Raw genomic sequence first — 26,161 nt, 5'->3', positions numbered from 1 at the left:
GTTGGCGGAAAGCTGCGTTCGTGCAGAAGCCAAGTTGCGTCAGTGGTTTTGGGGGAAAAGATGGCGGTTGATTTGTCCATGCCGGTTCTGGTGGTTGATGATTACAGCACCATGATCCGCATCATCCGGAATCTTCTCAAGCAGCTTGGATTCGAGAACATCGACGACGCCTCCGACGGCTCCGCGGCGCTCAACAAGATGCGCAGCAAGAAGTACGGCCTGGTGATTTCCGATTGGAACATGGAGCCGATGACCGGCTACGACCTGCTCAAGGAAGTCCGCGCCGATCCCAATCTCGCGACCACGCCCTTCATCATGATCACGGCGGAATCCAAGACCGAGAACGTGATCGCGGCCAAGAAGGCCGGCGTGAACAACTACATCGTCAAGCCGTTCAACGCCGCCACGCTGAAGACCAAGATCGAGGCGGTCTTCCCCGACATGGCGACGGCGTAGGACGCCGTTCATCGTCGCATCGACCGAAATTCGAATCATGCCGGGCGAAGCGCGGCTTCGCACTGGCTAGCTGTGTCCTCATCCTCACCTGTCATCGCCCGGTTCAACCGGGCGATCCAGTACGCCGCAGCCCGTCGGCTCAAGCACGATCGCCTCTGGAATACTGGATCACCCGCATGCGCGGGTGATGACACTCGATGGCACTCGCACGATTTCGGAATATTAGAAGAATAGCCCTGAGTTGCCCGACGTGTCAAGGCGCCCGGTGGAACTTCCCGGCCACGGGCTCCTTTGCATGGGGTTGTTCCTCGAGTTTTGGTGGCGTGCCCCTTCACCTCGCCCCGCTTGCGGGAAGAGGTCGGATTGCATCGCAGATGCAATCCGGGTGAGGGGGGCAGGTCTAACCGCGTTCGTTACTCGCGGAAGCAGCCCCTCACCCCAACCCTCTCAGAGCGAGCTTCGCTCGTCTCGACCCCGTGGAGAACGGGGAGAGGGAGCGCAGAGAGTTCGCCGTTACCACTTCAGCTCGCGCATCAGCGCGCGCGGCGGATGGCCGAACAATTCCTTGATCGAGGCGGCATCGAGCTGCTCGATGCCCTCGAACTGTTCGGAATGGATGCCGCGGGTGACGAACAGGAGATCGATGCCGAAATTGTGGGCGCCGGTGAGGTCGGTGCGCACGGAATCGCCGATCGCCAGCACGCGGCCGAGTTCGATCGGATGGCCGCGGTGCTCGGTGGCCAGCGCCATGGCGCGCTCGTAGATCGGCCGGTGCGGCTTGCCGTAGAAGATCACCTCGCCGCCGAGCTCGCGATAGAGTTCGGCGACCGCGCCGGCGCAGTAGATCAGCCGGTCGCCGCGCTCGACCACGATATCCGGATTGGCGCAGACCAGCGTCAGCTTGCGCGCCAGCGCCTTGAGCAGCGTGTCGCGATAATCCTCGGCGGATTCGGTCTCGTCGTCGAACAGGCCGGTGCAGATGATGTAGTCGGCCTGCTCCAGCGGCACCATGGTGGCGTCGAGGCCGCGATGGATCGAGCTGTCGCGCTCCGGACCGATCCAGAAGATCTTTTGGCCGGGATGGTCAGCCACGAAATGCCGCGTCAGGTCGCCTGAGGAGACGATCGCATCGTAGGTCTCGTCCGCGACGCCGAGCTTGCGCAGCTGCCGCTGCACGGAATCGGCCGGCCGCGGCGCGTTGGTGATCAGGATGACGGTGCCGCCCTGCTTGCGGAAGGTGTACAGGGCCTCGCAGGCCTCGGGAAAGGATTCGAGCCCGTTGTGCACGACGCCCCAGATGTCAGACAGCACGACGTCGACGTCGCCCGTGAGGTCGCGCAGCCGCTCCACGAAACGCAGTGAACTCATGATGCGAACTGCCGGTTAGTTCGGGCCGAGCGCGCGGCGCGCCAGCGCGGCGCTGCCGGTTGCGCGCGGCGGCGCTGCGGGATTGGAGACGGGTGCGGACGTGTTGGCGCCATTAAGGTCCTGGGGGTTGGCCTGCGGGGCCTCGGCGGTAGCAGATGCCCCTTCCGGCCGCAACGGCCGCGGCGGCGCGAACAGGAAGCCCTGGCCGAACCGGACATCGTAGTCGAGCAAGTCGACCACCGAACGCTCGCCTTCGATCCGTTCGGCGATCAGGTCGATGCCGTAGCGGCCGAGCAGGTCGGACAGGTCGGACGGATGGATATCCGACGTCGCGCTCCGGTTGGCGTCGAGCAGCAGCGCGGCCGGCACCTTGATGAAGCGAACGCCGCGGTCGGCGAGCTCGCGCGGCTCGAGGCGGAGGTCGCTGACATGGTCGATCGAGAACCGGAAGCCGCGCTGCGCCAGCGCCGCGAGGTTCTCGCTTTCGACCGGGCCGAGATGGCGGAAGGTCGCCTGCTTGAATTCGAGCACGAAGGACGGCGCCAGCGCGCGGTTGGCCTCGAGGAAATCGAGGCATTGGCTGAACTGCGCCGGGCTCGCGAGCGTCGACGCCGAGACGTTGCAGAACACGCCGACATCCTTGCTGCGGATCATCAGGCGGCGCAGCACCTGGACGCAGCGGAGCATCACCATGTGATCGATGCGGCCGATCAGGCCGGCGGCCTCGGCGGCCTCGATGAATTCGTCGGCGGCAAGCACCTGGTCGCGCTCGTCGCGCAGCCTCGTCACCGCCTCGTAATAGCGCACCTTGCGCTGCGGCAGCGTCACCATCGGCTGCAGGTAGATGTCGAGGCGGTTGGCGTCGATGGCCTGCTTGACCGCGCCGACCAGCTGGCTCTGGGTGCGCGACATCGCCGGTGCCGGCGTGGGGGGCGGCGGGGAGGCAAACACCACGGTCGGGGCCGGCGCGACCGGTTGCAGCAGATCGTCGCGCGGCGCGGCAACGGGCTGCACCGCCGGAGCCGCCGCCAGAAGGTCCTCATGGTGGGCGACCGATGCCGCGAGCTGCCGCACCAGTCCGCCGAGCTCGCTGATCTCGCCGGCCATGCCCTGCATCCGGTCGGCGCCGGTGGAGTTGGCCGAGGCGACGCGACCTTCAACCGCGGCCAGCCGGCGGCCGAATTCGGCGACCTGGCGGGCGAGGTCGGCGGTGCCGCGCGACAGGTCCGCGATCTGGCCGCCGACATCGCTGCGGTCGCGCAGCCGCATCGAGACGGCGTTGTAGAGGATCAGGCAGGTGAGGGCGGCGAGCGCCACGATCGCCGATTCCGATCCGCTGATTCCCGCCACCGAGTACAGCACGAAGCCGAGCGAGGCTGCGACCAGCACCATGCAGATGGCGATGAAGATCGTCGAAATGCGAATCATGTCGCGCGCCCGCGCCCTCTCTCCGAACGTCCCCGGAGCGCAACCTTAGCACCATTGTTGATTCGACGGGCCTGGGATCTTCGGAACCGGCTGGAACTGCACACGATTTTCGCCCGGCTCGGGTCGGGCTCCGCACGACCACCGGCGCCGGCGGTCAGAGGTCGGCGGCGGCGATCCAGAACACCTCGCCCTCGGAGTCCTCGGTGTCGAGCCAGAGCAGCGGCAAATTGGGGTAGGCGGCCTCGAGATTGTCGCGGCCGCGGCCGATCTCGCAGAGCAGCCCGCCCCGTGGACTGAGGTGTTGCTTGGCCTGATCGAGCAGGCGGCGGACGATGTCGAGCCCGTCAGCGCCGCCGTCGAACGCGATCTTCGGCTCGGCGCGGCACTCGCGCGGCAGCGCCGCCATGCCTTCGGCGTCGACATAGGGCGGGTTCGAAATGATCAGGTCGTAGCGCTTGGCGCCGAGCGGCTTGAAGAGGTCGCCGCGATAGAGCGTCAGGCGGTCGTCGAGGCCGTGGTCGGCGACGTTGCGCGCGGCGACATCAAGCGCATCCTTTGAGATATCCACGGCATCGACCGCGGCGTTGGCAAAATGCCGGGCGGCCAGGATCGCAAGGCAGCCGGAGCCGGTGCAGATGTCGACCACGCTGTCGACCTCGGCGGGGTCGCTGATCAGCGAGGTGCCGTCCGCGTCGCCGCCGAAATGCGAGTCCAGCAATTCGCCGATGAACGAGCGCGGCACGATGGTGCGCTCGTCGACATAGAACGGCAGGCCCCGCATATAGACCTTGTTGACGAGATAGGCGGCCGGCTTCCGCGTCGCGATCCGCCGCTCGATCAGGTCGAGGATCTGCCTGCCTTCGGCGACGGTGACGCGCGCGGTCGCAAAATTCTCGAACTGGTCGGGATGCAGATGCAGCGTCTCGCAGATCAGGAACGCGGCTTCGGCGACCGGATCGGTGGTGCCATGCGCGAACACGAGTTTTGCGGCGTTGAAACGGCTCACCGCGTAGCGCAGGAAATCGAACAGGGTGTGAAGCTCGCCGGCGCCGACCTTCGGCACCTTGGGCGCGGCCGGGCTGCGCCGCGCCGGCACTTTGCTGCGCTTGGCCATCAGGATTTGGTCCAGCGCGCGGCGGCCGCATCATCATGGTCGCGCGCCTCGATCCAGCTGGTGCCGCGCGCACTTTCCTCGCGCTTCCAGAACGGCGCGTTGGTCTTGAGATAGTCCATCAGGAACTCGGCGGCCTCGAACGCCGCCTGCCGGTGCGCCGAGGCGGTCACGACCAGCACGATGTTCTCGCCCGGCGCGATGCGGCCGAAGCGATGGATGATGGTGAGGCCCTGCAACGGCCAGCGCGCCAGCGCCTCGTCGGCGTGGCGCGCGATCTCGGCTTCCGCCATTTCAGGATAATGCTCGAGCGTCAGCGCCGCGATCGGCTCGCCCTGTTCGCTGCCGCGGCAGATGCCGCTGAAGCTGACCACCGCGCCGACATCGGTGCGGCCCTTACTCAAGGCAGCAATCTCCTGTGCGACGTCGAAGTCGGCTTGCTGGATACGGATGGTCGCGGCGACAGTCATGATTGGATTTAACCGCCGGTCATCGGCGGAAAGAACGCGATCTCGCGCGCGCCGGCGATCGCAGCATCCGCCTTGACATGGGCATGGTCGATCGCGGCGCGGATCACGGTGGGCTTCTCGAACGCATAGGCGTAGGCATCGTCGCGCGCGGCAAGCCAGCCGATCAGCTCGCCGACGGTGCGCACCTCGGCCGGCGGCTCGACGATCTCCTCGGCCTTGCCGATCCGTTCACGCACCCAGGCGAAATATTTCAGCTTCATCCCTCATCCTCCTTGATGAGGTGATGGATGCCGGCGCGGAAGTAATCCCAGCCGGTGTAGATCGTGAAGATCGCCGACATCCACAGCAGCACGATGCCGATCAAAGTGGTGGCCGGGAACACCTGCTCGCCCGCTTCGCCGGCGATCAAAAAGCCGATCGCCACCAGCTGGATCGTGGTCTTCCATTTCGCAAGCTTGGTGACGGGCACGCTGACGCGGAGGCCAGCGAGATATTCGCGCAGGCCCGAGACCAGGATCTCACGGCACAGGATCACGATCGCCGCCCACAGCGTCCAGCCATGGATCGAATTATCGGCGGCCAGCATCAGGAGGCTGGAGGCGACCAGGAGCTTGTCGGCGATCGGGTCGAGCATCCGGCCGAACGCGGACTGCTGGTCCCACATCCGGGCATAGTAGCCGTCGAGATAGTCGGTGATTCCCGCCGCAATGAACACGGCCAGCGCCACCCAGCGCAGCCACAGCGGGCCGTCCAGGATCGACTGCCAATAGACGCAGCCGATCACCACCGGGATGGCGGCGATCCGGGCGTAAGTCAGGATATTCGGGAGGGACAGGGTCTTGGTCTGTCCCCGGGTCGTGGCGATGTTCATCCGTTCTACCAATACCGCTGAAGCGAGAAGGTCAACCGTGCGGGCGCCAAAGCGCGGCGAGATTATGCGGAATCATCATGGCGCCTTAGCCCCTTGTTTATGCATGATCTTTTCGTAACGTTGCCGCACGCTTTGCCGCATCATGCCCTAGATGCCCTGTCGCAGGCGACGCTCTGATGACCAGCCTTTGGTTTAACCCGGCTGGGCGTGGAAAAACTCGAAAATCTTGCGGGCGCTCTCGGCGCTGACGCCGGGAACCTTGCCGAGGTCGGCGATCGAGGCCCGCTCAATTTCCTTCAGCGTTCCGAAGTGGTGCAGCAAGGCACGTTTGCGCGACGGGCCGATGCCGGGGATCTCCTGCAGGCCGGCCTCGCGGATGTCCTTCTTGCGCAGCTTGCGGTGCGAGCCGATCACGAAGCGATGGGCCTCGTCGCGCAGCCGCTGGATGAAATACAGCACCGGGTCGCGCGGCTCCAGCTTGATCGCCTCGCGGTCCGGCATGAACAGGGTTTCGCGCCCGGCATCGCGTTCCGGCCCCTTGGCCACCGCCATCAGCGAGACCTGGGTCAGCCCGAGGGTCTCGAAAATCTCCCGGACCGCGTTGAGCTGGCCGCGGCCGCCGTCGATGATCACGAGATCGGGCCATTGCGGGAACGAGTCGTCGTCAGCCTTGTCGGTCTCCTTGGTCCTGGCAGTCTCGCCCTCCGGCGGCTTGAGCAGCCGCTTGAAACGGCGTTCCAGCACCTCGCGCATCATCCCGTAATCGTCGCCGGGCGTCAGCCCTTCGGACTTGATGTTGAACTTGCGGTACTGGTTCTTCATGAAGCCGTCGGGTCCGGCCACGATCATCGCGCCGACCGCGTTGGTGCCCTGGATGTGGCTGTTGTCGTAGACCTCGATGCGCTTTGGCGTGCGCGGCAGGCCGAGCGTGGTGACCATGCCCTCCAGCAGCCGGCTCTGGGTTGCGGTATCGGCGAGCTTGCGACCGAGCGCCTCGCGCGCATTGGTCAGCGCGTGGCCAATCAGCTCCTTCTTCTCGCCGCGCTTCGGCACGGAGACCTCGACCTTGGATCCGGCCTTCACCGACAGCGCGTCGGCGAGCAGCGCGCTTTCCTCGATCTCATGCGACAGCAGGATCAGTTTCGGCGGCGGCTTGTCGTCGTAGAACTGCGCGAGGAACGAGGACAGCACCTCCTCGGGCGTAAAACTCTTCTCCGCCTTCGGGAAATAGGCGCGGTTGCCCCAGTTCTGGCCGGTGCGGAAGAAGAACACCTCGACGCAGGAATAGCCGCCTTCCTGGTGGATCGCGAACACGTCGGCCTCTTCGACCGTGCGCGGATTGATGCCCTGCTGCGACTGGATTGCCGACAGCGCCGCGAGACGGTCGCGATACAGCGCCGCGGTCTCGAACTCGAGCTCGCCGGAGGCCTTCTCCATCTCGGCCGCGAGCAACTCCTTCACCGCGTGGCTGCGGCCGGAGAGGAACTCGGTCGCTTCGCGCACCAACTCGCTATAGCCTTGGAAATCGATCTCGCGCGTGCAGGGGCCGGCGCAGCGCTTGATCTGATAGAGCAGGCAGGGCCGGGTGCGGCTTTCGAAGAAGCCGTCGGTGCAGGAGCGGATCAGGAACGCGCGTTGCAGCGCCGTGATGGTGCGGTTGACCGCGCCGGCATTGGCGAACGGGCCGAAATAGCGGCCCGGCCGCGACTGCGCGCCGCGATGCTTGAGGATTTGCGGCGCCCAATGGTCGCCCGATATCAGGATATAGGGAAACGACTTGTCGTCGCGCAGCTGCACATTGAAGCGCGGGCGGAGCTGCTTGATCAGATTGGCTTCCAGCAGCAGCGCCTCGGTCTCGGTCATGGTCGAGACGATCTCGACATGGGTGGTCGCCGCGATCATGCGCAGGATACGCGCCGGTAGCGGCGCGTTGGCGCGCGCATAGGACGACAGCCGCTTTTTGACGTTCTTCGCCTTGCCGACATAGAGCACGTCATTGGCGGCGTTGAGCATGCGGTAGACGCCGGGCGAGGTCGGCGCGAGACGGACCGCATTCTCGATCGCGGCGTGCCCGACCGACAGCGTCCCCTCGGCGACCGCCTCAACGGCGTCCTCGGACGCCTCGGGCAGGCGCGCGTCGTCCTCCTCCTCGGCGGCGGAGGTCTCGGGATCGACGTCGCTGGTGTCGAGCGTCAGGTCGTCCTGCGGCAGGTCGGACTTTGGACCGCGCCGTGGCTTGTCGGCGGCCTTGGCGGCCGGCGCCGGGCGCTCGGGAGAATCGTGAACCATGGGCCGTAAACTAAGCGCTTGGGGGGCCGCTCGCCAGCATCGGCGGCACCGGAAAACAGCCCCGATCGCAGCAGGTTACCGACCCTGCGCCGTGGCAGCAGCTGCCGGGTAACACATTGTTAAGACTGATGAGCGGGCCGGTAACCGGGCTTAACAGCCCTTTAACTTAAAACTCTCGATAAACCTTAGCGAAAACATTGGAATTCCGTAACCACGCAGGCCCTGGCCTGCGGGCTGCGGCAGTTGCGTGGTGGAGAGTACCCATGACCCGGTTTGTTGCGCGTGCGCTGGCACTGATCGTCGCAGGCTGGACGACCTCGGCGGCGGCGGCCGACGTCAATTATGGTTCGCCCTATACCGTCTATCAGCCGCTCAATGCCTATAGCTGGGCCGGCCCCTATCTCGGCGGCAACGTCGGCTATGGCTGGGGTTCGGTCGAGAACAACCCGACCAAGCCGTCCGGCTTCGTCGGCGGCGTGCAGGCCGGCTACAACTTCCAGAACGGCTCCCCATGGGTGTTCGGTCTCGAGGCCGATATCCAGGGCACCACTGCGGACGACCGATTCGCGCCGTGGAAGTTCTCCAACCCTTGGTTCGGCACGGTGCGCGGTCGCGCCGGCTACGCGGTCACCAACGTGCTGTTCTACGCGACCGGCGGTCTTGCCTTCGGCGAACTGCGCGGCGAGACCTTCGGCATCACGGAGTCGCACACCAACGCGGGCTTCACCGTCGGCGCCGGCGCCGAAATGGGCTTCGCTCCGCATTGGAGCGCCAAGATCGAGTATCTCTACGTCGATCTCGCCAACAGCAACTTCACCATCACCGGCGGTGCGTCGAACGGCTACAGCTTCAGCCTGGTTCGTGCCGGCATCAACTATCACTTCTGAGAACAAGAAGACGTCGACCATCAACTCCCGGCTGCGCCTGCGCGGCCGGGTTTTTCTTTGTGCTAACGATCTGCATGTCGCGCGCAGCAGCATGCACGCCGCCCCGTTTGCGAAGCCGATCAGTCGGCCGCACGATTGGAGCATGCGGCACGGCCAGTCGCGTCGCATCATGCACGGTGGTCACAGCGAGCGCGCGCCTCGCGCTCGGCGGTCAGCTCACACGCAACGCTTCATTCGGTGGTCATCACGAGCCGCGCACCGCGAGCGCTCATCATGAAACCACCAGGTTGACCGCCTTCGGGCCCTTGCCCTTCTTGTCCGGTTCAACCTCGAACGTAATGCGTTGTCCTTCAGTCAGGTCCTTCAATCCTGCCCGCTCGACAGCTGTAATGTGAACGAACACATCGCGGCCGCCATCATCAGGCTTGATGAAGCCGTAGCCACGCTCTCCATTGAAGAACTTGACTGTCCCAGTCATGGCCATCGGGAAAACTCCTCCCCCGTAATGCTCCACCGCTATGCGCACGTCGCGTAGCGGTTGACCGACATTCGCTTGTCGGAAGCTTGGCCACCTGAGCAGGCCGGCGTCACGCCGCCGGTCTGCCTGGATTTTATTTCGGCCTTGTCACTCCGCCGCAACCATTCGCGGAAGCGGAACGTAAAGCCAGTCGTAACAGGATGAGCATAATACGGTTCCGCGCAAATTGCCTATGCTCAAAATCGAACTTTTCAGTGGGTGCTTTTGGATCAAGCTTTAGGCGTCTCTAGTTTGAAGCGCGCTGCGCCGCCTTGACCGAGCGGTTTCTCGAGTTCGGGCAGGATGATCTTCAGCTCGCCCGCGAGCGTCCACGGCGGATTCACGATCAAAAGACCGGTGGAAACGAGGCCTGCGCCCGCTTCTTGCGGCGCCACACTGAATTCCAGACGCAAGCATTTGCCTGCGGGCCGGCTGCTCATTGCAGCAGCAGCCACGTTGCGCGCGAGCTCGTCGGTGGCCCTCCGGGTTTTTACGGGGTACCACAAAAGATATGCGCCGGTCGGCCACTTCGCGAAGGCTTCCGTGAAAGCACGGGCCAGCCGCTCGAACTCGTCCTTCGCTTCGAATGGCGGATCGATCAGCACCAGGCCACGACGCTCGTTCGGCGGCACGAATGCCGGCAACGCTGTCCAGCCGTCGAGATCGACGACGCGGGCCTGCGCATCGCGCCGCAACGCGTCGATCAGTTGCTTGCGTGCGGTCGGTTCGATCTCGCAGGCGGTGAGACGATCCTGTGGGCGCAGCAGTGCCCGCGCGATCAGCGGCGAGCCGGGATAGGCTTTCAGCTCGCCGCGCGGATTGAACGCCCTGACGATGTCGAGATAGGGCGCGATCAATGGCAGCGCCTTGTCGGAGAGTCGCGCCTGCATCAGTCGTGCGATGCCGGTGAGCCATTCGCCGCCGCGCTCGGCCTCGCTCGAGGTGAGGTCATAGAGGCCGGCGCCGGCATGGCTGTCGATGACGCGGAACGGCGCCTGCTTCTCCTGCAGATAGGTCAGCATGCGCACCAGCACGATGTGCTTGATGACGTCGGCGAAATTGCCGGCATGAAAGGCGTGACGGTAGTTCATGCTGTTATCGCGCTGCGCTCCGTAGGGATGCGCATGTTGTACTTCGCCATGCCCGGATTGTCCCGGCCTTCGCTGGAGCTTCGGCGAGGTTAACATCCGGGCCCCGGCGCAGCCTTGGCGTAGCCGGCTCCCGGTCATCGACGCCTGATCCTGCCGGTTTCGCGATGGCGAGAATGGCCGGAGCGGACGGCGCGATGCCGCGCGGCGCGCGTCGGCCCGGCCATGACGGGAAAGGTCAGCCGCCGCGCACCGGCGGCATCAGCACCTGATCGCGGCGGCAGGCGCGGCGATCGATCTCCTCGCAGGATCGGAACTGCAGATCCTTGCTGAGGCAGATCCGCACCTCGCTGAGCCGCTTGCTGTCGCAGGTCACCGAGATCGCGGAGTTGCTGAGGCCCGGGTTGGCCTTGATGAACGCCGTTTCCAACTCGTCGGGCGCAACCGTCTTCGGCTCCGACAATTGCAGGAATTCCTCGGGAATCTTCACCGCGGCGCGGGCCTTGCGGATGGCTTCGAAATAGGCGCGCTCGCCGAGGCCGGAGCAGGTGCCGTGCTTGTCCCACTCGTTGTAGATCAGCCCGGGCGCCGGCATCAGGTCGAGCATCGAGGTCATGATGTTGCGCGCGAGACGCGGCGAGGGGCGCTGGCAGTATTCCGGGAAGCCGCGCTCATATTGCGGCCACAGCCCGTGGACCACGAAGGAGTAGGGCCGGCCGCCGCATTGCGCCTGGGTCCCGCGGCCGTTGTTGCCGCGCTCGCTCGCCGCCTCGCAGTACGAAGGCGACCATGACAGCGACAGCACGTAGAAGTCGAATTCGCCGGGCGCATTCTGGCGGCGATCCTGGGCCGAGGCCCCAACCGCACCACAGAAAACTAAGACAGCGGAAATCAGAAATCGGGAAATTGTGTCCAACCGAGGCATCAAACGCTCCCCCTCACGACCGCTTGAAGCCTAGCAGGCTCGCAGAACATTTCAAGAACAAAAGCCGCCGGCTATGATGACGGCGGCTTCTGTTTCAGCAATCTGGTCGGGAAATCAGGGCCGGGCGGCCTTGCAGGACGGGTTATAGGCCCAGTTGCGGTCGAGCCCGGCGACACACCATTCGACGCCCTGGTCGATGCCGGCAAAGCCGCCGTCCTCGATGATCGAATAGTGCACCTTGCGCACCTTGCCGTCGCTCAAAAGCGCATCGCCCGAGCAATAGCGGCGCGGGATGTTGTCGGACTGCCAGGGGCGGAAGGCGGTTTCGTGGATCCGGCTGAAGCCGGTGATGACGAGCGGCGAATTCCAGAAGGTGGCTTCCTTCTCGTGGAATTGATCGCTGATGGTCGCCAGGGCCTTCTCGCACGGGGCGACATTGCCGTCATAGCGGGGGCCGGAGAGCCAGAAATTCAGCTCAAACGGATTCGCGGCCTGCGCCGTGCCCCCGAAAGCCAGCATGCCGACCACGAGTGCGGCGCCGAGGCCAAGCGTGCGGCCGAGTTTGTTGCGGGAGTTGAACAGGTTGCGCATGGGAATCCACCCGATGATCCGATGCGGCGGACGGTGCCGCGAAGCCCCGGCAAGGTCAAGTGCAGCACGGCAACACCTGTCGAGAAGTCCACCGCCGGCTGTCGGCTCGTTCTTTTCACGGTCGCCGGCGCACTCTATGTTGGGCCCAAGCGAAATGGAGTCTGCGATGCGAAGGAAATTGGCCGCGTGCCTGGTTGCCGTTAGCGGGATGCTGGCCGTTGGTCCGGCGCAAGCCGATTGGCTGCAGCCGGTGCCGCCGTTCAAGGGCAACGATACCGGCGGTATCATCGCCTATTCGCTGGCAGCCCAGACCGATGCCCGGCAGCTCGCCGTCGACCACTGCGCCTCCTACGGCAAGGTGGTCAAGTTCCTGGCGGTGCAGCGCTACCCGGGCGGCTACATCTCCTTCGCCTGTCGCTGGGTGCCGTATGGCGCCGCCGAGAGGCCGGTGCGCACGCTCTACTGAGCGCGCCCTTTAACTCTCGATCGTTCAGCCGGGAGCCACCGCATGACCCGACAGCTTGCCTTGCTTGGTTCTGCTGTATGCCTTGCCCTGTCCACCGGCGCAGCAAGTGCCGTCGACCTGCCGATCCGCAAGGCCGGGCTGTGGGAGATGAAAATGGTGCGTACCGGCGGGCCGATGCCGGAAATCACCATGCAGCACTGCACCGACGAGACCACCGACAAGGAGATGAGCGCGGCGGCCTCGCCGATGGCCAAGGAAGTCTGCTCCAAGCAGGACATCCAAAAGACCGCGACCGGCTATGTCAGCGACAGCGTGTGCAGCGTCGCCGGCATGTCGATGCAGAGCCACGCCGAGATCGTCGGCGACTTCAATTCCGCCTACACGGTGAAGAGCACCTCGCATGCCGAGGGCGGCGCGGCCGGCTCGCGCGACACCACCATGACCATCGAGGCGAAATGGCTCGGCGCCTGCAAGGCCGACCAGAAGCCCGGCGACATCATCATGCCCGGCGGCATGAAGATGAACGTCAAGGACATGGAAAAGCTGAAGGGCCTCCTGCCCAAGCAGAAGTAGCGCGCCGCGCATTCGGTTGCGCGCCTGAATGTAACGACTCCTGATGCCGAGTGGTTGTTACACTTCGCATCTCCCTCATTGCGAGCAGTCCACGACGAGAATTGCGGAGCAATCTTGTACTGTGGGCGGTGTGCGATCCATCCCATCCCTCCCCGTCATCCCGAGATGATGTGAGGCTTTTTCCTCATCCGCTGTTGTCGTCGCCGAGCTCGACCGGGCGATCCAGTACGCCGCGGCCTATCGGCTCAAGCACGGCCGTTTCTGGAATACTGGATCACCCGCATGCGCGGGTGATGACACTGAGCAAGCTGAGTAAGCCAATTCCGTCATCCTGAGGAGCGGCGTCAGCCGCGTCTCGAAGGATCGACGGCCACCGGCGGGGCCGTGCATCCTTCGAAGCTCGCCCAGCTGCGCAATTGCGCCGCAAGGCTCGCACCTCAGGGTGACGGTCTGGGAAATTGTAGCGAGCGGCCTCCCCACGCCGTCCTGGCGAAAGCCAGGACCTATAACCACCGAGTTCGATTGAGAGTGCGATAGTGGCCCCAGCGTCGCACAACAGCAAGCGATTGGGTAACGGGTCCTGGCTTTCGCCAGGACGACACTGAATACATTCGCACTCTCTCAGGATGACGGTTCACCGCCGCGCGTTCGTGCGCTCCTTTGGCGCGATGACGTCGACGGGACGCGACATCATTGAGCGATCGGCTGCGTGTTTTGTGTTCGAGCAATTCGAGCGAGGATGCGCGTCGCATTCGCTATGCTGAAAGCGCCATGCGACAACGTGTCGTTTTGAATCGTTCAAATGCCCGCATCTTGAATCACTCCAGTGTTTCGCATCGTGTGCGCTTCAAGCAATTCTATTTTGCGCGTGTGGAATTTCGCGCACCCCGCCGATAGAAGTCCCCAATCGACGTCGCGTCATGAGGACGGCGCGGCTCGATCGAGATCAGTCTCGGCGTGTGGGGAATTGTTCGGTGCGAATGACTTGGTATCGAAGCAAGCGCGGCTTGCTTGGATCAACGGCTGCGATCAATGCAGCGTTTCTTGGTTCGGTGATGCTTGGAGCAGTGGGTGCAAACATCGCCAGCGCTCAGGCGCAAACCAGTCCTCCGCCGAACAATGCGAGCGTGCTCCCGGCGGTGACGGTGGATCAGCCCGGCGCGGCAAAGAAGCGCGCGGCCGCGGCTTCAAGTCAGAACACCAGGTCTTCGCGCGCGGTTGCGGCGAGCCGACGCAGTCGGGTTGCAGCACCCGCTCAGAGCCAGGCGCCGCGATTGCAGGGCAACGCGGGCAATATCGCTACCACGACCGGTTACGTCGCAACCGGCAGCACGGCCGGCACCAAGACCAACACAGCGCTGATCGAAACGCCGCAGTCGCTTTCGGTCGTGACCCAGAACGAGCTCCGGGATCGCAACGTTCAAACCCTCAAGGACGCCGTCAACTACACGCCCGGAGTGACAACCACGGCGTTCGGCTATGATCCGAGGTTCGACAGTTTCTACATCCGCGGTTTCGATGCGACCTATACCGGGATCTATCGCGACGGCCTGCGCCAGGGCGGCGGCAACTTCGCGATTCCCAAGATCGAGCCATACGGTCTCGACAGCGTGTCGATCCTGCGTGGTCCCGCCTCGGGCCTCTACGGTCTCGGTTCTCCCGGAGGCATCGTGGATGTCACCACCAAGCGGCCGACCCTGACGCCGTTCGGCGAGGTGCAACTGCAGGCCGGCACTTACGATCGCTACCAGGGCAGCTTCGATCTCGGCGGCCCGGTGCCCGGCAGCGATCAACTGTATTACCGGCTCACCGGCCTGCTGCGCGAGGCAAAGACCTGGTATCCTGGCAATGACGATGATCGCACCTACATCGCGCCGGCGCTGACCTGGCGGCCGGACGCCGATACGTCGTTCACGATCCTCAGCGAATACCAAAGCAGCCGAACCGCCGCCAGCATCGGCAATTTCCGCACGCCCGACGGACAATTGACCAACATCTACTCGAATGATCCGGCCTTCAGCGCGATGGATCAGAAACAGTATCGCATCGGCTATGCATTCGAGCACAATGTCGACGACGTCTGGACGGTGCGGCAGAATTTCCGTTTCTATCAGGTCGACACCGACGCGAAATACACCCAGATCGATTCGATCGACTATGGCACCAGCCTCGCGTCACGCTCCGCCTGGCGGATCCTGGATAGTTTCAACACGGTGACGCTCGACGACCAGGCCGAGGCCAAGTTCATGCTCGGCGCGATCAAGAACACGGTCTTGTTCGGCGTCGACTACGGGCACTCCTACTACAACGACAAGATCGGTTACGGTGCGGCGCCGGCTCTCAACCTCCTGACCATGAACTACGGCGCGCAGGCGATCGCGACGCCGGCGTTCTCGATCTTCAACAAGCAGTCGACCGACGAGGTCGGTGTCTATGCGCAGGAGCAGGCCAGGCTCGGCGGCTTCGTCCTGACCCTCAATGGCCGCCAGAGCTGGGTGTCGCAGACGACAACCGCGGGTCTCGACGGCGTGCCGTCGACGCAGAAGGCCAATGCCTTCACGGGCCGTGCGGGCCTCAGCTACATCTTCGACAGCGGCATCGCGCCCTATGTCAGCTACGCGACGTCGTTCAGTCCACAGGTCGGCGTCGACGTATCCGGGACACCGTTCAAGCCGACCACCGGCGAGCAGAAGGAAATCGGCATCAAGTACCAGATGCCGCAGCTTCCGGTGCTGTTGACCGCCGCGGTGTTCGACATCACCCAGGACAATGTGCTGCGCACCGATCCCAACAACATGGCGTTCCAGGCCGCAATCGGGCAGGTCGAATCCAAGGGCGTCGAGCTCGAGGCAAAGCTGGCGCTCAAGCAGGGACTCGATCTCACCGCGGCCTACACCCATCTCAACGTCGTGATCACGCAGGGCAATCCGGACACGACCGGCAACGAGCTGTCCGGCATTCCGCGGAACTCCTTCGCTGCCTTCGGCAAATACACCTTCCAGTCCGGCATGCCCGTCGAGGGGCTCGGGCTTGGCCTCGGCGTCCGCTATATCGGGACCAACTTCGGCAACGACCAGAACACGTTCCAGAATGCGGCGACGACGCTGTTCGATGCGGTGATCGACTACGATCTGGGCAAGCTCGACCGCCGATTCTTCGGCGCCACCGCGCGACTGAACGCGACCAATCTGTTCGACACGCAGTACCAGACCTGCCAGTCCGGCTATTGCTATGCCGGCGAGCGGCGGCAGGTGATCGGTACCTTGTCGTACCGCTGGTAGCCGCTCTGCCCCGGCGCTGCGCAGGGTGCCTGGCCTCGTGTTCGAGACGCGCCGCAAGCGGCGCTCCTCACCATGAGGGTCTAGAATTATGCCGCAAAACAAGACCTCATCCTGAGGAGCCCGCCAAAGGCGGGCGTCTCGAAGGATGGCCGCGAGGACACCGCCCGGCCGATCTTCGCTACACCGGCACTCGTACAGATGCGCGCAGCCCGCCCATCGGGCTCTCGCTGAGCAGGATGTCGCCGCCATGCGAACGGGCGATGTCGCGGGCGATCGCGAGCCCGAGGCCGCTGCCGCCTTCGTCCTGGTTGCGCGCATCATCGAGCCGCAGGAACGGCTTGAACACCTCCTCGCGCATGTTGGCGGGGATGCCGGGCCCGTCATCATCGACCGTGACGTTGAGATAACGGTGGTCGCGGTGGCCGGTGATCGAGATCGTGTTGGCGTGGCGCGCCGCATTGGAGACGAGGTTGGCGAGGCAGCGCTTGAACGAGGCAGGCTTCACCGTGACCACCGGCAGGCCGTGGAAGGCGACCGTCGCGGTGTGGCCGTGGCGCTCGGCGTCGCTGCGCAGTTCCTCCAGCGCCAGCGCCATGTCGGTCGGCTGCGCGACCTCGCCGGAATCGCCGCGCGCGAAAGCAAGGTAGTCCTCCAGCATCATCGACATCTCGTCGACGTCCTTGCGCATCGCGTCGATCTCGGGGCCTTCGCCGATCAAAGCGAGCTCGAGCTTGAAGCGGGTCAGGATGGTGCGCAGATCGTGCGAGACGCCGGCGAGCATCGCGGTGCGCTGCTCGATCGAGCGCTCGACGCGCGCCTTCATCTCGATGAAGGCCTGCGCCGCACGCCGCACCTCGCGTGCACCGCGCGGCCGGAAATTCGGCGCCTCGCGGCCCTTGCCGAAACTTTCCGCGGCGTCGGCGAGCCGCAGGATCGGCTTGATCTGGTTGCGCAGGAACAGCACCGCGACGATCAGCAGAATCGTCGAGGTGCCGAGCATCCAGAAGATGAAGATCTCCGAATTGGAGGCATAGGCCGCGCTGCGCTGGGCGAATATCCGCATCACCGAATCGTCGAGCTGCACGCGGATCTCGACCAAATTGGACTTGCCGACGGTGTCGATCCAGAACGGGCGGCTGATCTGGCGGCCGAGCTGCACCGACAGGGTCTGGTCGAGCAGCGAGAAGAACGGCTTCGGCCCCGGCGGCGGCATGTCGCCGGCGGGAAGGAAGTCGACCACCAGCTGCAGCTTCTGGGCGATGCCGCGCAGCTGCGCGCGATCCTTGTCCTGCGGATAGAGCTTGTAGACGTCGATCAGCGCGGCGATGTCGGACACCACCGCGGCCGACAGGCGCCGCGTCACCGTGTTCCAGTGCCGCTCCATGAACACGAACGCCACCACGGTCTGCAGGATCACCATCGGCACGATCATGATCAGCAGCGCGCGGGCGTAGAGGCCGGTCGGCATCCAGCTCTTGAACGCGTTGCCCATCCAGCCGTTCGCCTTCGAGACGCGCTGCGAGGCGTTCTTGATCAGGGTCAGGCCGGAATCGAGCGTGCTCATGGCTGGATCTTACGGCGAGGCGACCAGTCGGTAGCCGATGCCGCGCACTGCCTGCAGGAACAGCGGGTTGGCGGGATCGTGCTCGATCTTGCGGCGCAGCCGGTTGATCTGCACGTCGACCGCGCGCTCGTTGACGGTACCGCCGGAGGTCAGCGCGGCGCGCGGCACGGTCTCGCCGGGGGCGCTGGCGAGGATGCGCAGCATCTCGCGCTCGCGGTCGGTGAGATGGACGATCTCCTCGCCCTGGCGCAGCTCGCTGCGCTCGATGTGGAAGATGTAGGGGCCGAATGCGATCTGCTCGACGGTGACGACCTGCGGCGGCGCGGTGCGCTTGAGGATGTTGCCGATGCGCAGCACCAGTTCGCGCGGCTCGAACGGCTTTGCCACGTAATCGTCGGCGCCGATCTGCAGGCCCTCGATGCGGGCTTCCGCCTCATGCCGGGCGGTCAGCATGATGATCGGCACCGTCGAGGAGGTGCGGATGAAGCGGGCGAGGTCGAAGCCGTTCTCGCCGGGCATCATCACGTCGAGGATCAGGAGGTCGAAATGCAGCCCGAGCAGCTTGGCGCGCGCGTCGGTGGCGCTCATTGCCGTCGTGACGCGATAGCCCTCGCCGGAGAGAAAGCGCGACAGCAGGTCGCGAATACGGCGGTCGTCGTCGACCAGAAGCAGATGCGGCGCGTCGTCGGCCGGCTCGATCGGCGCGCGCATCATGGTTGCAGCCTGCACCAGGTTCACTCCCTTGCTTTTCTGCCGCCGCCGAAGATCGCTTCGAGCACCTTGTCGGGGTCGTCGCGGTCGATCATCGCGCGGAGGAATTGGCGGACCGTCTCGACGCCGGCCGGATCGATGCCGGCGACGGCGCGGTTGATGCGGTCGGTCTGCAGCCCCGCGAGCTTGGCGACCAGCGCCTCGCCCTTCGGCGTCGCGTAGAGCAGGCGCTGCCGGCGGTCATTGTTGCCGGTCTTCTGCACGATGTAGCCCTCGTCCAAGAGCTGCTTGAGCACGCGGCCGAGCGACTGCTTGGTGATGCGCAAGACGTCGAGCAGGTCGGCGACCTTCAGGCCGGGATAGCGGGTGACGAAGTGGATGACGCGGTGGTGGGCGCGGCCGAAGCCGAATGCCTCCAGCTCCTGGTCGGCGTCGCCGACGAAATCGCGATAGGCGAAGAACAACAGCTCGATGATGTCCCAGCGCAGGTCGCGTCCGCCCGCCGCAGGAGCGTGGTCATCTCCCTGCGAATCGGGCTTGGCAGCCATGCCTGAGAAATTTATGTCAGTCATATTGACGTATCTTGGGTTCAATGTTACAAAACTGCCTGTCACGACGAAACATTAGGTCGTTTTGTCCCTGACAGCGTCTGAGTCGGCCTGAAAGAGCCTGTGAGGCGGTTTGGGCCGCAAATTGGACTACCGTGCGATTGTCGAGCGGCATTTCGGCAAACATACTGGACTTCAGCACTCCGCAAAAGCATGTCTAGCCGGCATGTTGGCGATGGAAACCGGCCCCGCGGCCGGAGGTGGTGAAGTCCGGACCAGCCGAGCCGTGAGGCTCCGGGGGAAACAGGCCGGCGGCCGAACTCGCGCCGGTTCCGACAGCGGAAAGCAAAGAAAAATGACTTTGAAATTCGACATCCAGCCTTCGCCGAATGCGACGTCCGACAAGGACCGCGCAGCGAAGCTCGTGGACCCGGGCTTCGGCCGCGTCTTCACCGATCACATGGCGATCGTGCGCTACAGCCAGGGCAAGGGCTGGCACAGCGCGCGCATCGAGGCCCGCGCGAATTTTCCGCTCGATCCGGCCGGCGCGGTGCTGCACTACGCCCAGGAGATTTTCGAAGGTCTCAAGGCCTACAAGCGCGACGATGGCGGCGTGAATCTGTTCCGCCCCGACGCCAATGCCCGACGCTTCCATGATTCGGCCGAGCGCATGGCGATGGCGCCACTGCCCGAGGATTTGTTCATCGAGGCGGTCGAGCAGCTGGTGCGGATCGATCGCGCCTGGATCCCTGGCGGCGAGGGCAGTCTCTATTTGCGGCCGTTCATGATCGCGAGCGAGATCTTCCTCGGCGTCAAGCCGTCGGCGGAATACATCTTCTCGGTGATCGCCTCGCCGGTCGGCTCCTACTTCAAAGGCGGCCCTGCGCCGGTCTCGATCTGGGTGTCGGAGAATTACACGCGCGCCGCGATCGGCGGCACCGGTGCCGTCAAGTGCGGCGGCAATTACGCCGCGAGCCTGCGCGCGCAGGCCGAGGCGATCGAGCGCGGCTGCGATCAGGTCGTGTTTCTCGATGCGGTCGAGCGCCGCTATATTGAAGAGCTCGGCGGCATGAACATCTTCTTCGCATTCGACGACGGCTCGCTCTCGACGCCGCCGCTCGGCACCATCCTGCCCGGCATCACCCGCGACTCGATCATCGCGCTCGCCAAGGATTCCGGCACAAGCGTGCGCGAGGAGCCCTACACGATCCAGCAGTGGCGTGCGGATGCTGCCAGCGGCAAGCTGAAGGAGGCGTTCGCCTGCGGCACCGCGGCCGTGATCTCGCCGATCGGCAAGGTCTGCTCGGCAAGCGGCGACTTCCAAATCAGCGGCGGTGTCGCCGGCCCGGTCGCGATGGGCCTGCGCAAGAAGCTGGTCGACATCCAGTACGGTCGCACCAACGATCCGCATAACTGGATCAGGAACGTGGCCTGAGCCGGCACGGTCATTCCGGGATGGTCCGCAGGACCAGACCTCAGGTGCGCAATTGCGCACCGGGAAATCTCGACATTCCGGGTTCGCGTCTTTCGACGCGCCCCGGAATGACAGCCCCGGACGCACCGGTTGCCGCGTTGCGCGCCGGCTGGTAAATGCCGCCAATGGCCGAGAAACCCAAAAAACCCCAGAAACTGAAGGCGCGGCTGCCGCGCGGGTTGGAAGATCGCGGCCCGGCCGCGATCAATGCCACGCGGGCGATGGTCGAGAAGATCCGCGCCGTCTACGAGCTCTACGGCTTCGAGCCGGTGGAGACGCCGGCGATGGAATTTACCGACGCGCTCGGCAAGTTCCTGCCGGACCAGGACCGGCCCAACGAGGGCGTGTTCTCGTTCCAGGACGATGACGAGCAGTGGATCTCGCTGCGCTACGACCTGACCGCGCCGCTGGCGCGCTATGTCGCGGAGAATTTCGACGCGCTGCCGAAGCCGTACCGGTCCTATCGGTTCGGCTATGTCTTCCGCAACGAGAAGCCCGGTCCCGGCCGATTCCGCCAGTTCATGCAGTTCGATGCCGATACGGTCGGCTCGGCGACGCCGGCGGCCGACGCCGAGATCTGCATGATGGCGGCCGACACGATGGAAGCGCTCGGCATTCCGCGCGGCTCCTATGTCGTGAAGGTCAACAATCGCAAGGTGCTCGACGGCGTGCTCGAGGCGATCGGTCTCGGCGGCGAGGAGAATGCAGGCCGCAGGCTCACCGTGCTGCGCGCGATCGACAAGCTCGACAAGTTTTCCGCCGACGAGGTCCGCAAGCTGCTTGGTCCCGGACGATGGGATGGCGGCGAGGAGGGCAGGGGCGACTTCACCAAGGGCGCCGAGCTGAGCCCGGCGGATGCCGATGTCGTCCTCGCTGTCACGCAGCAGCGCGACGATTGGAAAGAAGCCATCGCCGCGGCGGAGACCTATCTTGCGAAGAGCGAAGTTGGTCAGGCCGGCGTGGGCGAGCTTGAGGAGATCGCCAAGCTCGTCGCGGCGTCCGGCTATGGCGCGGATCGCATCCGGATCGATCCGACCGTCGTTCGCGGCCTCGAATATTACACCGGCCCGGTCTACGAGGTTGAGCTGTTGCTCGACACCAAGGACGAGAAGGGCCGCCCGGTGCGGTTCGGCTCGGTCGGTGGTGGCGGCCGCTATGACGGCCTGGTCTCGCGCTTCCGCGGCGAGCCGGTGCCGGCGACGGGATTCTCGATCGGCGTGTCGCGCCTGCAGGCCGCGCTGACGATGCTCGGCCAGCTTGATGCGCGGGCCGAGTTCGGCCCCGTCGTCGTCACCGTGTTCGATCGCGACCGTGTCGCCGACTACCAGAAAATGGTGGCGCAGCTGCGCCAGGCCGGCATCCGCGCCGAGCTCTATCTTGGCAATCCGAAGAACATGGGCAACCAGCTCAAATATGCCGACCGCCGCAACTCGCCCTGCGTGATCATTCAGGGCTCGGACGAGAAGGCGCGCGGCGAGGTGCAGATAAAGGATCTGATCGAGGGCGCCAAGGCGGCGGCCGCGATCGCCTCCAATCAGGAATGGCGCGAGACGCGGCCGGCGCAGTTCTCCTGCGCGGAGGTTGAGCTGGTCGCCAAGGTCCGCGAGGTGCTGGCGCGGCATGACGTGAACTGGGGATAGCTGGTTTGTCATGCGCGGGCTTGACCCGCACAGCCATCTTCAAAAAGATGGCGCGCCAGCCGGGCCGGCAGACGACCGGCTTAAGCGTCAACAACAACCAGGGAGCTATTCTGATGCCTGAGATCACCGTGAGCATGGCCGCCGGCCGCACCGACGAGCAGAAGCTCGGCATGATGCGCGACATCACCCAGGCGCTGGTGAAGAATCTGGGCGTCGATGCCGACGCGGTCGTGATCCAGATCAACGAAGCGCCGCTGCATCACAAGATGAAGGGCGGCAAGTCCTTCGTCGAGCGCGCCGCCGCGGCGAAGAAATAACTGCGATTTCTCCACCGGTCGTCCCGGCGAAGGCCGGGACCCATAACCACAGGGTTGAATTGTTGCAGCGAGCTGCGGCCCCAGCGTCGCGCAACAAGAATCTTCGGTGGTTATGAGTCCCGGCCTACGCCGGGACGAACAGTATTTCTGAGGCCTCCAATGGATGCACGCGACTTCATCAAGATCGGCATGAGCGCCGAGCGCATGCTGGTGGTGCCGCCGGAGCGCACGGTCGGGCATTTCGTTCCTGATATGCCGATGGTCTATGCGACGCCGATGATGATCCTCGACATGGAGATGGCGTCGGGCGATGCGATCCGCGCCGCGTTGCAACCTGGCTGGGTCACGGTCGGCACCGAGGTCGATATCCGCCATCTTGCGGCGGCGCTGGTCGGCGCCACCGTGCGGACCACCTCAAAGGTGATCGCGGTGGAACGCCGCGTGATCCGCTTCGAGGTCGAGGCCTTTGAGGGCACGCGCAAGCTCGGCGAAGGCCGCCACGCCCGCGGCCTGATCAATGTCGAGAATTTTAACAAGCGGCTGGCGGGGATGTCGGGGCGAGCGCAGTAGATGTGACGTCTAGAGGCGGATCGATCCGCACATTCAGACGTCATCCTGAGGAGCGCGCAGCGCGTCTCGAAGGATGGGCCACGGGCCGTGCGCCCTTCGAGGCTCGCTGCGCGAGCACCTCAGGGTGACGGTTTTGTTAGCACCTTACTTCGCCAATTCCTTCGAGCGCCGTGTCGCGGCGGCGATCGCGCGGGTCATCAGCGGCCGGAGGCCGTCATTGGCCATCAACACTTCGAGCGCCGCGGCGGTGGTGCCGCCGGGCGAAGTGACGTTCTGCCGCAATGTCGCCGAGGGCAGATCGGAGCGATGCAGCAGCTCGCCGGAGCCGGCGACGGTCGCGCGCGCCAGCGCGGTCGCGAGCTGCTCGGGCAGGCCGGCCGCGACGCCGGCGCGGGCGAGCTCCTCGGCGAGCAGGAAGACATAGGCCGGGCCGGAGCCGGAGACCGCGGTCACCGCGTCCATCAGGCCTTCATCGTCGACCCATTCGACCAGCCCGGTCGCCTTCAGCAGTGCATCGGTCATCGCGCGCTGTGCGGTGGTGACGCGCTTCGACGGCACCGCGACCGTAATGCCGCGGCCGATCGCCGCCGGCGTGTTCGGCATCGCGCGCACCACGGCGCCGCCGACAACCTCTTCCAGCGCGGCGACGGTCGTGCCGGCCATGATCGAGACCACGAGCGTGGAGGCGCCGACCAACGCTTTCAGCGCGGCGCCGGCGTCACGGAACGATTGCGGCTTCACCGCGACCACCAGCGTGTCGACTGTGCCGAGCTCCGTCGCCTGCGGATTGAGCCGCACGCCCTTCGCGGCCAGCGCGGAGATTTCAGGCGATAGATGCGGATCGATCACCGCGACCTGCTTGGGCGAAAGGCCCTGTGCGAGCCAGCCGGTCAGCATGGCGCCGCCCATCTTGCCCGCGCCCGCGAGCGCGATGGTGCCGGTGACATCTTTCAATGGGCTGTTTGTCGTGCTCACAGGTGGCTCCGCAAACTCTGTGTCGTCCCTGCGGAAGCAGGGACCCATAACCACAGGCGGTTCTAGTGGAGCGAGAGGCAGGCCACAAGCAGGTTGGGCAACCACTGCCCTCACTGGGTCCCTGCTTTCGCAGGGACGACATCGAATGTGTGGATGCGCAGGAACGAAGCCCTTACGCCTCGCCCTCGGTATCGAACATCGCCGCCGCCATCGCCTCGGTGGTCGACTTGCCGGCCCACACCACGAACTGGAACGCCGGATAGTAGCGCTCGCAGGCGTGGATCGCGTTGACCACCATCGCCTCGCACTGCGAAGTGGAGGCGGTGAGGCCGCCGGGCAGCACCAGCGCCTGGCGATGCATTACCATGCCGGTGTGGGTCCAGAGGTCGAAATGACCGACCCATAATTGCTCGTTGATCGCGGCGACCAGCCGTTGCACCTCGGCGCGGCGCGCCTGCGGCATCTTCATGTCGAAGGCGCAGGCGAGATGCAGCGCCTCGATCTCACTCATCCAGGTGAACGAGAGCTGATAGTCGATCCAGTCTCCCTTGGAGACGATCGTCACCTCGTCTTCGCCGGAACGCTCGAACGCCCAGTTGTTGTCGGTGGCGATATCCTCGACCACCGCAAGCGGGTTGTTCCGGGAATCGATAATGCTTTCGAGGAGGGACATGCCGTCTCGGACCTTGTTCTTATGATCGCTTGATACGCACACGGAAGCCGGCACTTGCGACATACTGCGTCGCGGCCGAGTACAGCTCCTTGACCGGGCTTCCGGATGCCCCTGGACCTGACGCCGATGAAGTGATGTGATTTGCGGAATCCGCGCAACCGCACGCCGAGTCCGTCCACAGCCAAAGCGCGCATCGTCCACAGCTGATCTCCGCCACATCTGTGATTTGGAGAACAAATCGGAATCTCCGCATTCGAGTAACGGTTTGTTAACCATTTGCGGGCGCTGCGCTGCACCTGTGAATCAGCCCTTCGGCCCTCTGATCAGCCCGCCCAGAGCCGCAACGCGGGCATGGGGACATGCCGTTTCCCCATGCCAAAGGACCTTGCCCCGCTGTCGCGGTTTGGTCATATTTCGTCTCAGGCACGTCCATCCCGGGCGTGCCGATGTTCTCAGGGCGGGGTGAAAATCCCCACCGGCGGTAAGGGCGATGAGCCCAAGCCCGCGAGCGCCTTGTTCCGCGAAGCCGGGAGAAGGGTCAGCAGATTCGGTGCAATTCCGAAGCCGACGGTTACAGTCCGGATGAAAGAGAACGGTTGCGGCAGCCAACGCGATTTTCGCGTGGGCTCGTGTCGTTGTCCGTATGCCCTGATTCTGGTCCTGAAAGAGGAAAGCCATGAATCAGATGTTGCAAGACACTGAAGTTCAAGACGCCGAAGTCCAAACATCCCCAGCAGAAGGTGCTCCCGATACGCCGGCAACTCCGCCGGTGCCGGAGCATCCGTACTTCGCCAAGCCGCAGCGCGTTGCCTTCGTGCAATCTTCCTGGCATCGCGACGTGGTGGAGGAGTGCCGCATCTCCTTCCTGAAGGAGATCGAGGCGCGCCACATCACCAATGTCGACGTGTTCGAGGTGCCGGGCTCGTTCGAGATCCCGCTGCACGCGCAGCTGTTGGCAAAGACCCGCCGCTACACCGCGATCGTCGCGGCCGGGCTCGTCGTCGATGGCGGCATCTACCGCCATGAATTCGTCGCCGACACCGTGATCAAGGCGCTGATGGATGTGCAATTGCGCACCGAGGTGCCGGTGTTCTCGGCTGTACTGACGCCGCAGCAATTCCACGAGACCGAGGTGCATTACGAGTTCTTCCGCAAGCACTTCGTGATCAAGGGGATCGAGGTCGCGGAAGCCTGCGCCAACACGCTGCACAGCCTGGAGCGTCTGCGCGGCCAGGTCGCGGCCGGGATCCCCGGCTAACAAACAAGAAGAGCGTCAACGGCTCAAGGTCCAGCACAAAAGCGATTCCGGCATGCGTGCCGGGATCGCTCTCGCGCACGGCATGTTCGGCTATGCTTGCAGGCATAATC

At 64.7% G+C, this 26,161-nt stretch carries 26 protein-coding genes and 1 riboswitch; of the genes, 10 read left to right on the top strand and 16 right to left on the bottom strand.

Annotation, left to right across the window (positions count from 1 at the left end):
• Positions 1–60 precede the first annotated feature (60 nt).
• Entirely contained in the window at positions 61–456 is a 396-nt protein-coding gene (locus ACVIW0_RS32210; RefSeq protein ID WP_050402761.1) for a response regulator, read from the top strand.
• A gap of 513 nt (positions 457–969) precedes the next feature.
• On the opposite strand, the gene ACVIW0_RS32205 is transcribed toward ACVIW0_RS32210, so the two are convergent.
• From ACVIW0_RS32205 to uvrC, 7 genes are all read right to left on the bottom strand, one after another.
• Positions 970–1,824 (bottom strand): TIGR01459 family HAD-type hydrolase, encoded by an 855-nt coding sequence (locus ACVIW0_RS32205; RefSeq protein WP_461356016.1) that lies wholly within the window; start codon positions 1,822–1,824, stop codon positions 970–972.
• 15 nt (positions 1,825–1,839) lie between these two features.
• Positions 1,840–3,252: an EAL domain-containing protein gene (locus ACVIW0_RS32200; protein ID WP_461356015.1), complete on the bottom strand. Its 1,413-nt coding sequence runs from the start codon at positions 3,250–3,252 to the stop codon at positions 1,840–1,842.
• 154 nt (positions 3,253–3,406) lie between these two features.
• A complete protein-coding gene (gene prmB, locus ACVIW0_RS32195) occupies positions 3,407–4,366 on the bottom strand; it encodes a 50S ribosomal protein L3 N(5)-glutamine methyltransferase (protein ID WP_461356014.1) in 960 nt (319 codons plus the stop codon).
• On the bottom strand, positions 4,366–4,833 hold the full coding sequence (locus tag ACVIW0_RS32190; RefSeq protein WP_461356013.1) for a molybdenum cofactor biosynthesis protein MoaE: 468 nt from the start codon (positions 4,831–4,833) through the stop codon (positions 4,366–4,368). Before ACVIW0_RS32190 ends, prmB begins: the two co-directional genes overlap by 1 nt.
• An 8-nt stretch (positions 4,834–4,841) precedes the next feature.
• Positions 4,842–5,093, bottom strand: a complete 252-nt coding sequence (gene moaD / locus ACVIW0_RS32185) for a molybdopterin converting factor subunit 1 (protein WP_461356012.1) — start codon at positions 5,091–5,093, stop codon at positions 4,842–4,844.
• On the bottom strand, positions 5,090–5,704 hold the full coding sequence (gene pgsA / locus ACVIW0_RS32180; RefSeq protein WP_194458636.1) for a CDP-diacylglycerol--glycerol-3-phosphate 3-phosphatidyltransferase: 615 nt from the start codon (positions 5,702–5,704) through the stop codon (positions 5,090–5,092). The genes moaD and pgsA overlap by 4 nt, the downstream gene beginning before the upstream one ends.
• Positions 5,705–5,896: 192 nt before the next feature.
• Entirely contained in the window at positions 5,897–7,993 is a 2,097-nt protein-coding gene (uvrC, locus tag ACVIW0_RS32175; protein ID WP_461356011.1) for an excinuclease ABC subunit UvrC, read from the bottom strand.
• 263 nt (positions 7,994–8,256) lie between these two features.
• Here uvrC and ACVIW0_RS32170 point away from each other — a divergent pair, with 263 nt between their 5' ends.
• The gene (locus tag ACVIW0_RS32170) at positions 8,257–8,880 is read left to right on the top strand and encodes an outer membrane protein (RefSeq protein WP_461356010.1); all 624 of its coding nucleotides are present in this window, start codon (positions 8,257–8,259) and stop codon (positions 8,878–8,880) included.
• 271 nt (positions 8,881–9,151) lie between these two features.
• Here the strand turns inward: ACVIW0_RS32170 and ACVIW0_RS32165 are convergent, their stop codons facing one another.
• The 4 genes from ACVIW0_RS32165 to ACVIW0_RS32150 all read right to left on the bottom strand — a co-directional run bounded on the left by ACVIW0_RS32165 (position 9,152) and on the right by ACVIW0_RS32150 (position 12,001).
• On the bottom strand, positions 9,152–9,364 hold the full coding sequence (locus ACVIW0_RS32165) for a cold-shock protein (RefSeq protein ID WP_016844477.1): 213 nt from the start codon (positions 9,362–9,364) through the stop codon (positions 9,152–9,154).
• 263 nt (positions 9,365–9,627) lie between these two features.
• Positions 9,628–10,488, bottom strand: a complete 861-nt coding sequence (locus ACVIW0_RS32160; protein ID WP_461356009.1) for a 23S rRNA (adenine(2030)-N(6))-methyltransferase RlmJ — start codon at positions 10,486–10,488, stop codon at positions 9,628–9,630.
• Between the two features lie 235 nt (positions 10,489–10,723).
• On the bottom strand, positions 10,724–11,410 hold the full coding sequence (locus ACVIW0_RS32155) for a ribonuclease T2 family protein (RefSeq protein WP_461356008.1): 687 nt from the start codon (positions 11,408–11,410) through the stop codon (positions 10,724–10,726).
• A gap of 114 nt (positions 11,411–11,524) precedes the next feature.
• The gene (locus ACVIW0_RS32150; protein ID WP_461356007.1) at positions 11,525–12,001 is read right to left on the bottom strand and encodes a hypothetical protein; all 477 of its coding nucleotides are present in this window, start codon (positions 11,999–12,001) and stop codon (positions 11,525–11,527) included.
• 166 nt (positions 12,002–12,167) lie between these two features.
• Here ACVIW0_RS32150 and ACVIW0_RS32145 point away from each other — a divergent pair, with 166 nt between their 5' ends.
• The 3 genes from ACVIW0_RS32145 (at position 12,168) to ACVIW0_RS32135 (ending at position 16,321) form a co-directional block, all read left to right on the top strand.
• Complete coding sequence (locus ACVIW0_RS32145; protein WP_461346731.1) at positions 12,168–12,467, top strand: hypothetical protein; 300 nt, start codon at positions 12,168–12,170, stop codon at positions 12,465–12,467.
• Between the two features lie 42 nt (positions 12,468–12,509).
• On the top strand, positions 12,510–13,040 hold the full coding sequence (locus ACVIW0_RS32140) for a DUF3617 domain-containing protein (RefSeq protein WP_461356006.1): 531 nt from the start codon (positions 12,510–12,512) through the stop codon (positions 13,038–13,040).
• A gap of 1,274 nt (positions 13,041–14,314) precedes the next feature.
• Positions 14,315–16,321 carry a TonB-dependent siderophore receptor gene (locus tag ACVIW0_RS32135; protein ID WP_461356005.1) on the top strand — a complete coding sequence of 669 codons (2,007 nt, stop codon included), beginning with the start codon at positions 14,315–14,317 and terminating at the stop codon, positions 16,319–16,321.
• A 178-nt stretch (positions 16,322–16,499) separates the two neighbouring features.
• Here the strand turns inward: ACVIW0_RS32135 and ACVIW0_RS32130 are convergent, their stop codons facing one another.
• Genes ACVIW0_RS32130 through ACVIW0_RS32120 form a run of 3 tightly spaced genes read right to left on the bottom strand, consistent with a single transcriptional unit; the run spans position 16,500 to position 19,168 of the window.
• Positions 16,500–17,885 (bottom strand): ATP-binding protein, encoded by a 1,386-nt coding sequence (locus ACVIW0_RS32130; RefSeq protein WP_461356004.1) that lies wholly within the window; start codon positions 17,883–17,885, stop codon positions 16,500–16,502.
• A 9-nt stretch (positions 17,886–17,894) separates the two neighbouring features.
• On the bottom strand, positions 17,895–18,599 hold the full coding sequence (locus tag ACVIW0_RS32125) for a response regulator transcription factor (RefSeq protein ID WP_456756291.1): 705 nt from the start codon (positions 18,597–18,599) through the stop codon (positions 17,895–17,897).
• 20 nt (positions 18,600–18,619) lie between these two features.
• Positions 18,620–19,168, bottom strand: a complete 549-nt coding sequence (locus ACVIW0_RS32120) for a MarR family winged helix-turn-helix transcriptional regulator (protein WP_035650327.1) — start codon at positions 19,166–19,168, stop codon at positions 18,620–18,622.
• A gap of 331 nt (positions 19,169–19,499) precedes the next feature.
• Here ACVIW0_RS32120 and ACVIW0_RS32115 point away from each other — a divergent pair, with 331 nt between their 5' ends.
• From ACVIW0_RS32115 to ACVIW0_RS32100, 4 genes are all read left to right on the top strand, one after another.
• Positions 19,500–20,579: a branched-chain amino acid aminotransferase gene (locus ACVIW0_RS32115; protein WP_461356003.1), complete on the top strand. Its 1,080-nt coding sequence runs from the start codon at positions 19,500–19,502 to the stop codon at positions 20,577–20,579.
• Positions 20,580–20,743: 164 nt separating this feature from the next.
• Positions 20,744–22,258, top strand: a complete 1,515-nt coding sequence (gene hisS, locus ACVIW0_RS32110; RefSeq protein ID WP_461356002.1) for a histidine--tRNA ligase — start codon at positions 20,744–20,746, stop codon at positions 22,256–22,258.
• 113 nt (positions 22,259–22,371) lie between these two features.
• Positions 22,372–22,575, top strand: a complete 204-nt coding sequence (locus tag ACVIW0_RS32105) for a tautomerase family protein (RefSeq protein ID WP_018269806.1) — start codon at positions 22,372–22,374, stop codon at positions 22,573–22,575.
• 159 nt (positions 22,576–22,734) lie between these two features.
• Positions 22,735–23,145, top strand: a complete 411-nt coding sequence (locus ACVIW0_RS32100) for a thioesterase family protein (protein ID WP_461356001.1) — start codon at positions 22,735–22,737, stop codon at positions 23,143–23,145.
• Positions 23,146–23,289: 144 nt separating this feature from the next.
• Here ACVIW0_RS32100 and proC read toward each other — a convergent pair whose 3' ends face one another.
• Together proC and ACVIW0_RS32090 are read right to left on the bottom strand one after the other, a co-directional pair.
• Positions 23,290–24,168 carry a pyrroline-5-carboxylate reductase gene (proC, locus tag ACVIW0_RS32095; protein ID WP_461357487.1) on the bottom strand — a complete coding sequence of 293 codons (879 nt, stop codon included), beginning with the start codon at positions 24,166–24,168 and terminating at the stop codon, positions 23,290–23,292.
• A gap of 124 nt (positions 24,169–24,292) precedes the next feature.
• Complete coding sequence (locus ACVIW0_RS32090) at positions 24,293–24,793, bottom strand: type III secretion system chaperone family protein (RefSeq protein ID WP_461356000.1); 501 nt, start codon at positions 24,791–24,793, stop codon at positions 24,293–24,295.
• Positions 24,794–25,237: 444 nt separating this feature from the next.
• Positions 25,238–25,391, top strand: a riboswitch (FMN riboswitch).
• Between the two features lie 78 nt (positions 25,392–25,469).
• Between ACVIW0_RS32090 and ACVIW0_RS32085 the strand changes: the two genes are divergently transcribed.
• Positions 25,470–26,051, top strand: coding sequence for a 6,7-dimethyl-8-ribityllumazine synthase (locus ACVIW0_RS32085; protein WP_461355999.1), 582 nt, complete (start codon positions 25,470–25,472; stop codon positions 26,049–26,051).
• Positions 26,052–26,161: the final 110 nt, after the last annotated feature.

It is taken from the genome of Bradyrhizobium sp. USDA 4454 (assembly GCF_054822705.1).
Note: the sequence above shows the minus strand (reverse complement) of the source record. Positions and strands in the feature narration are given on the sequence as shown.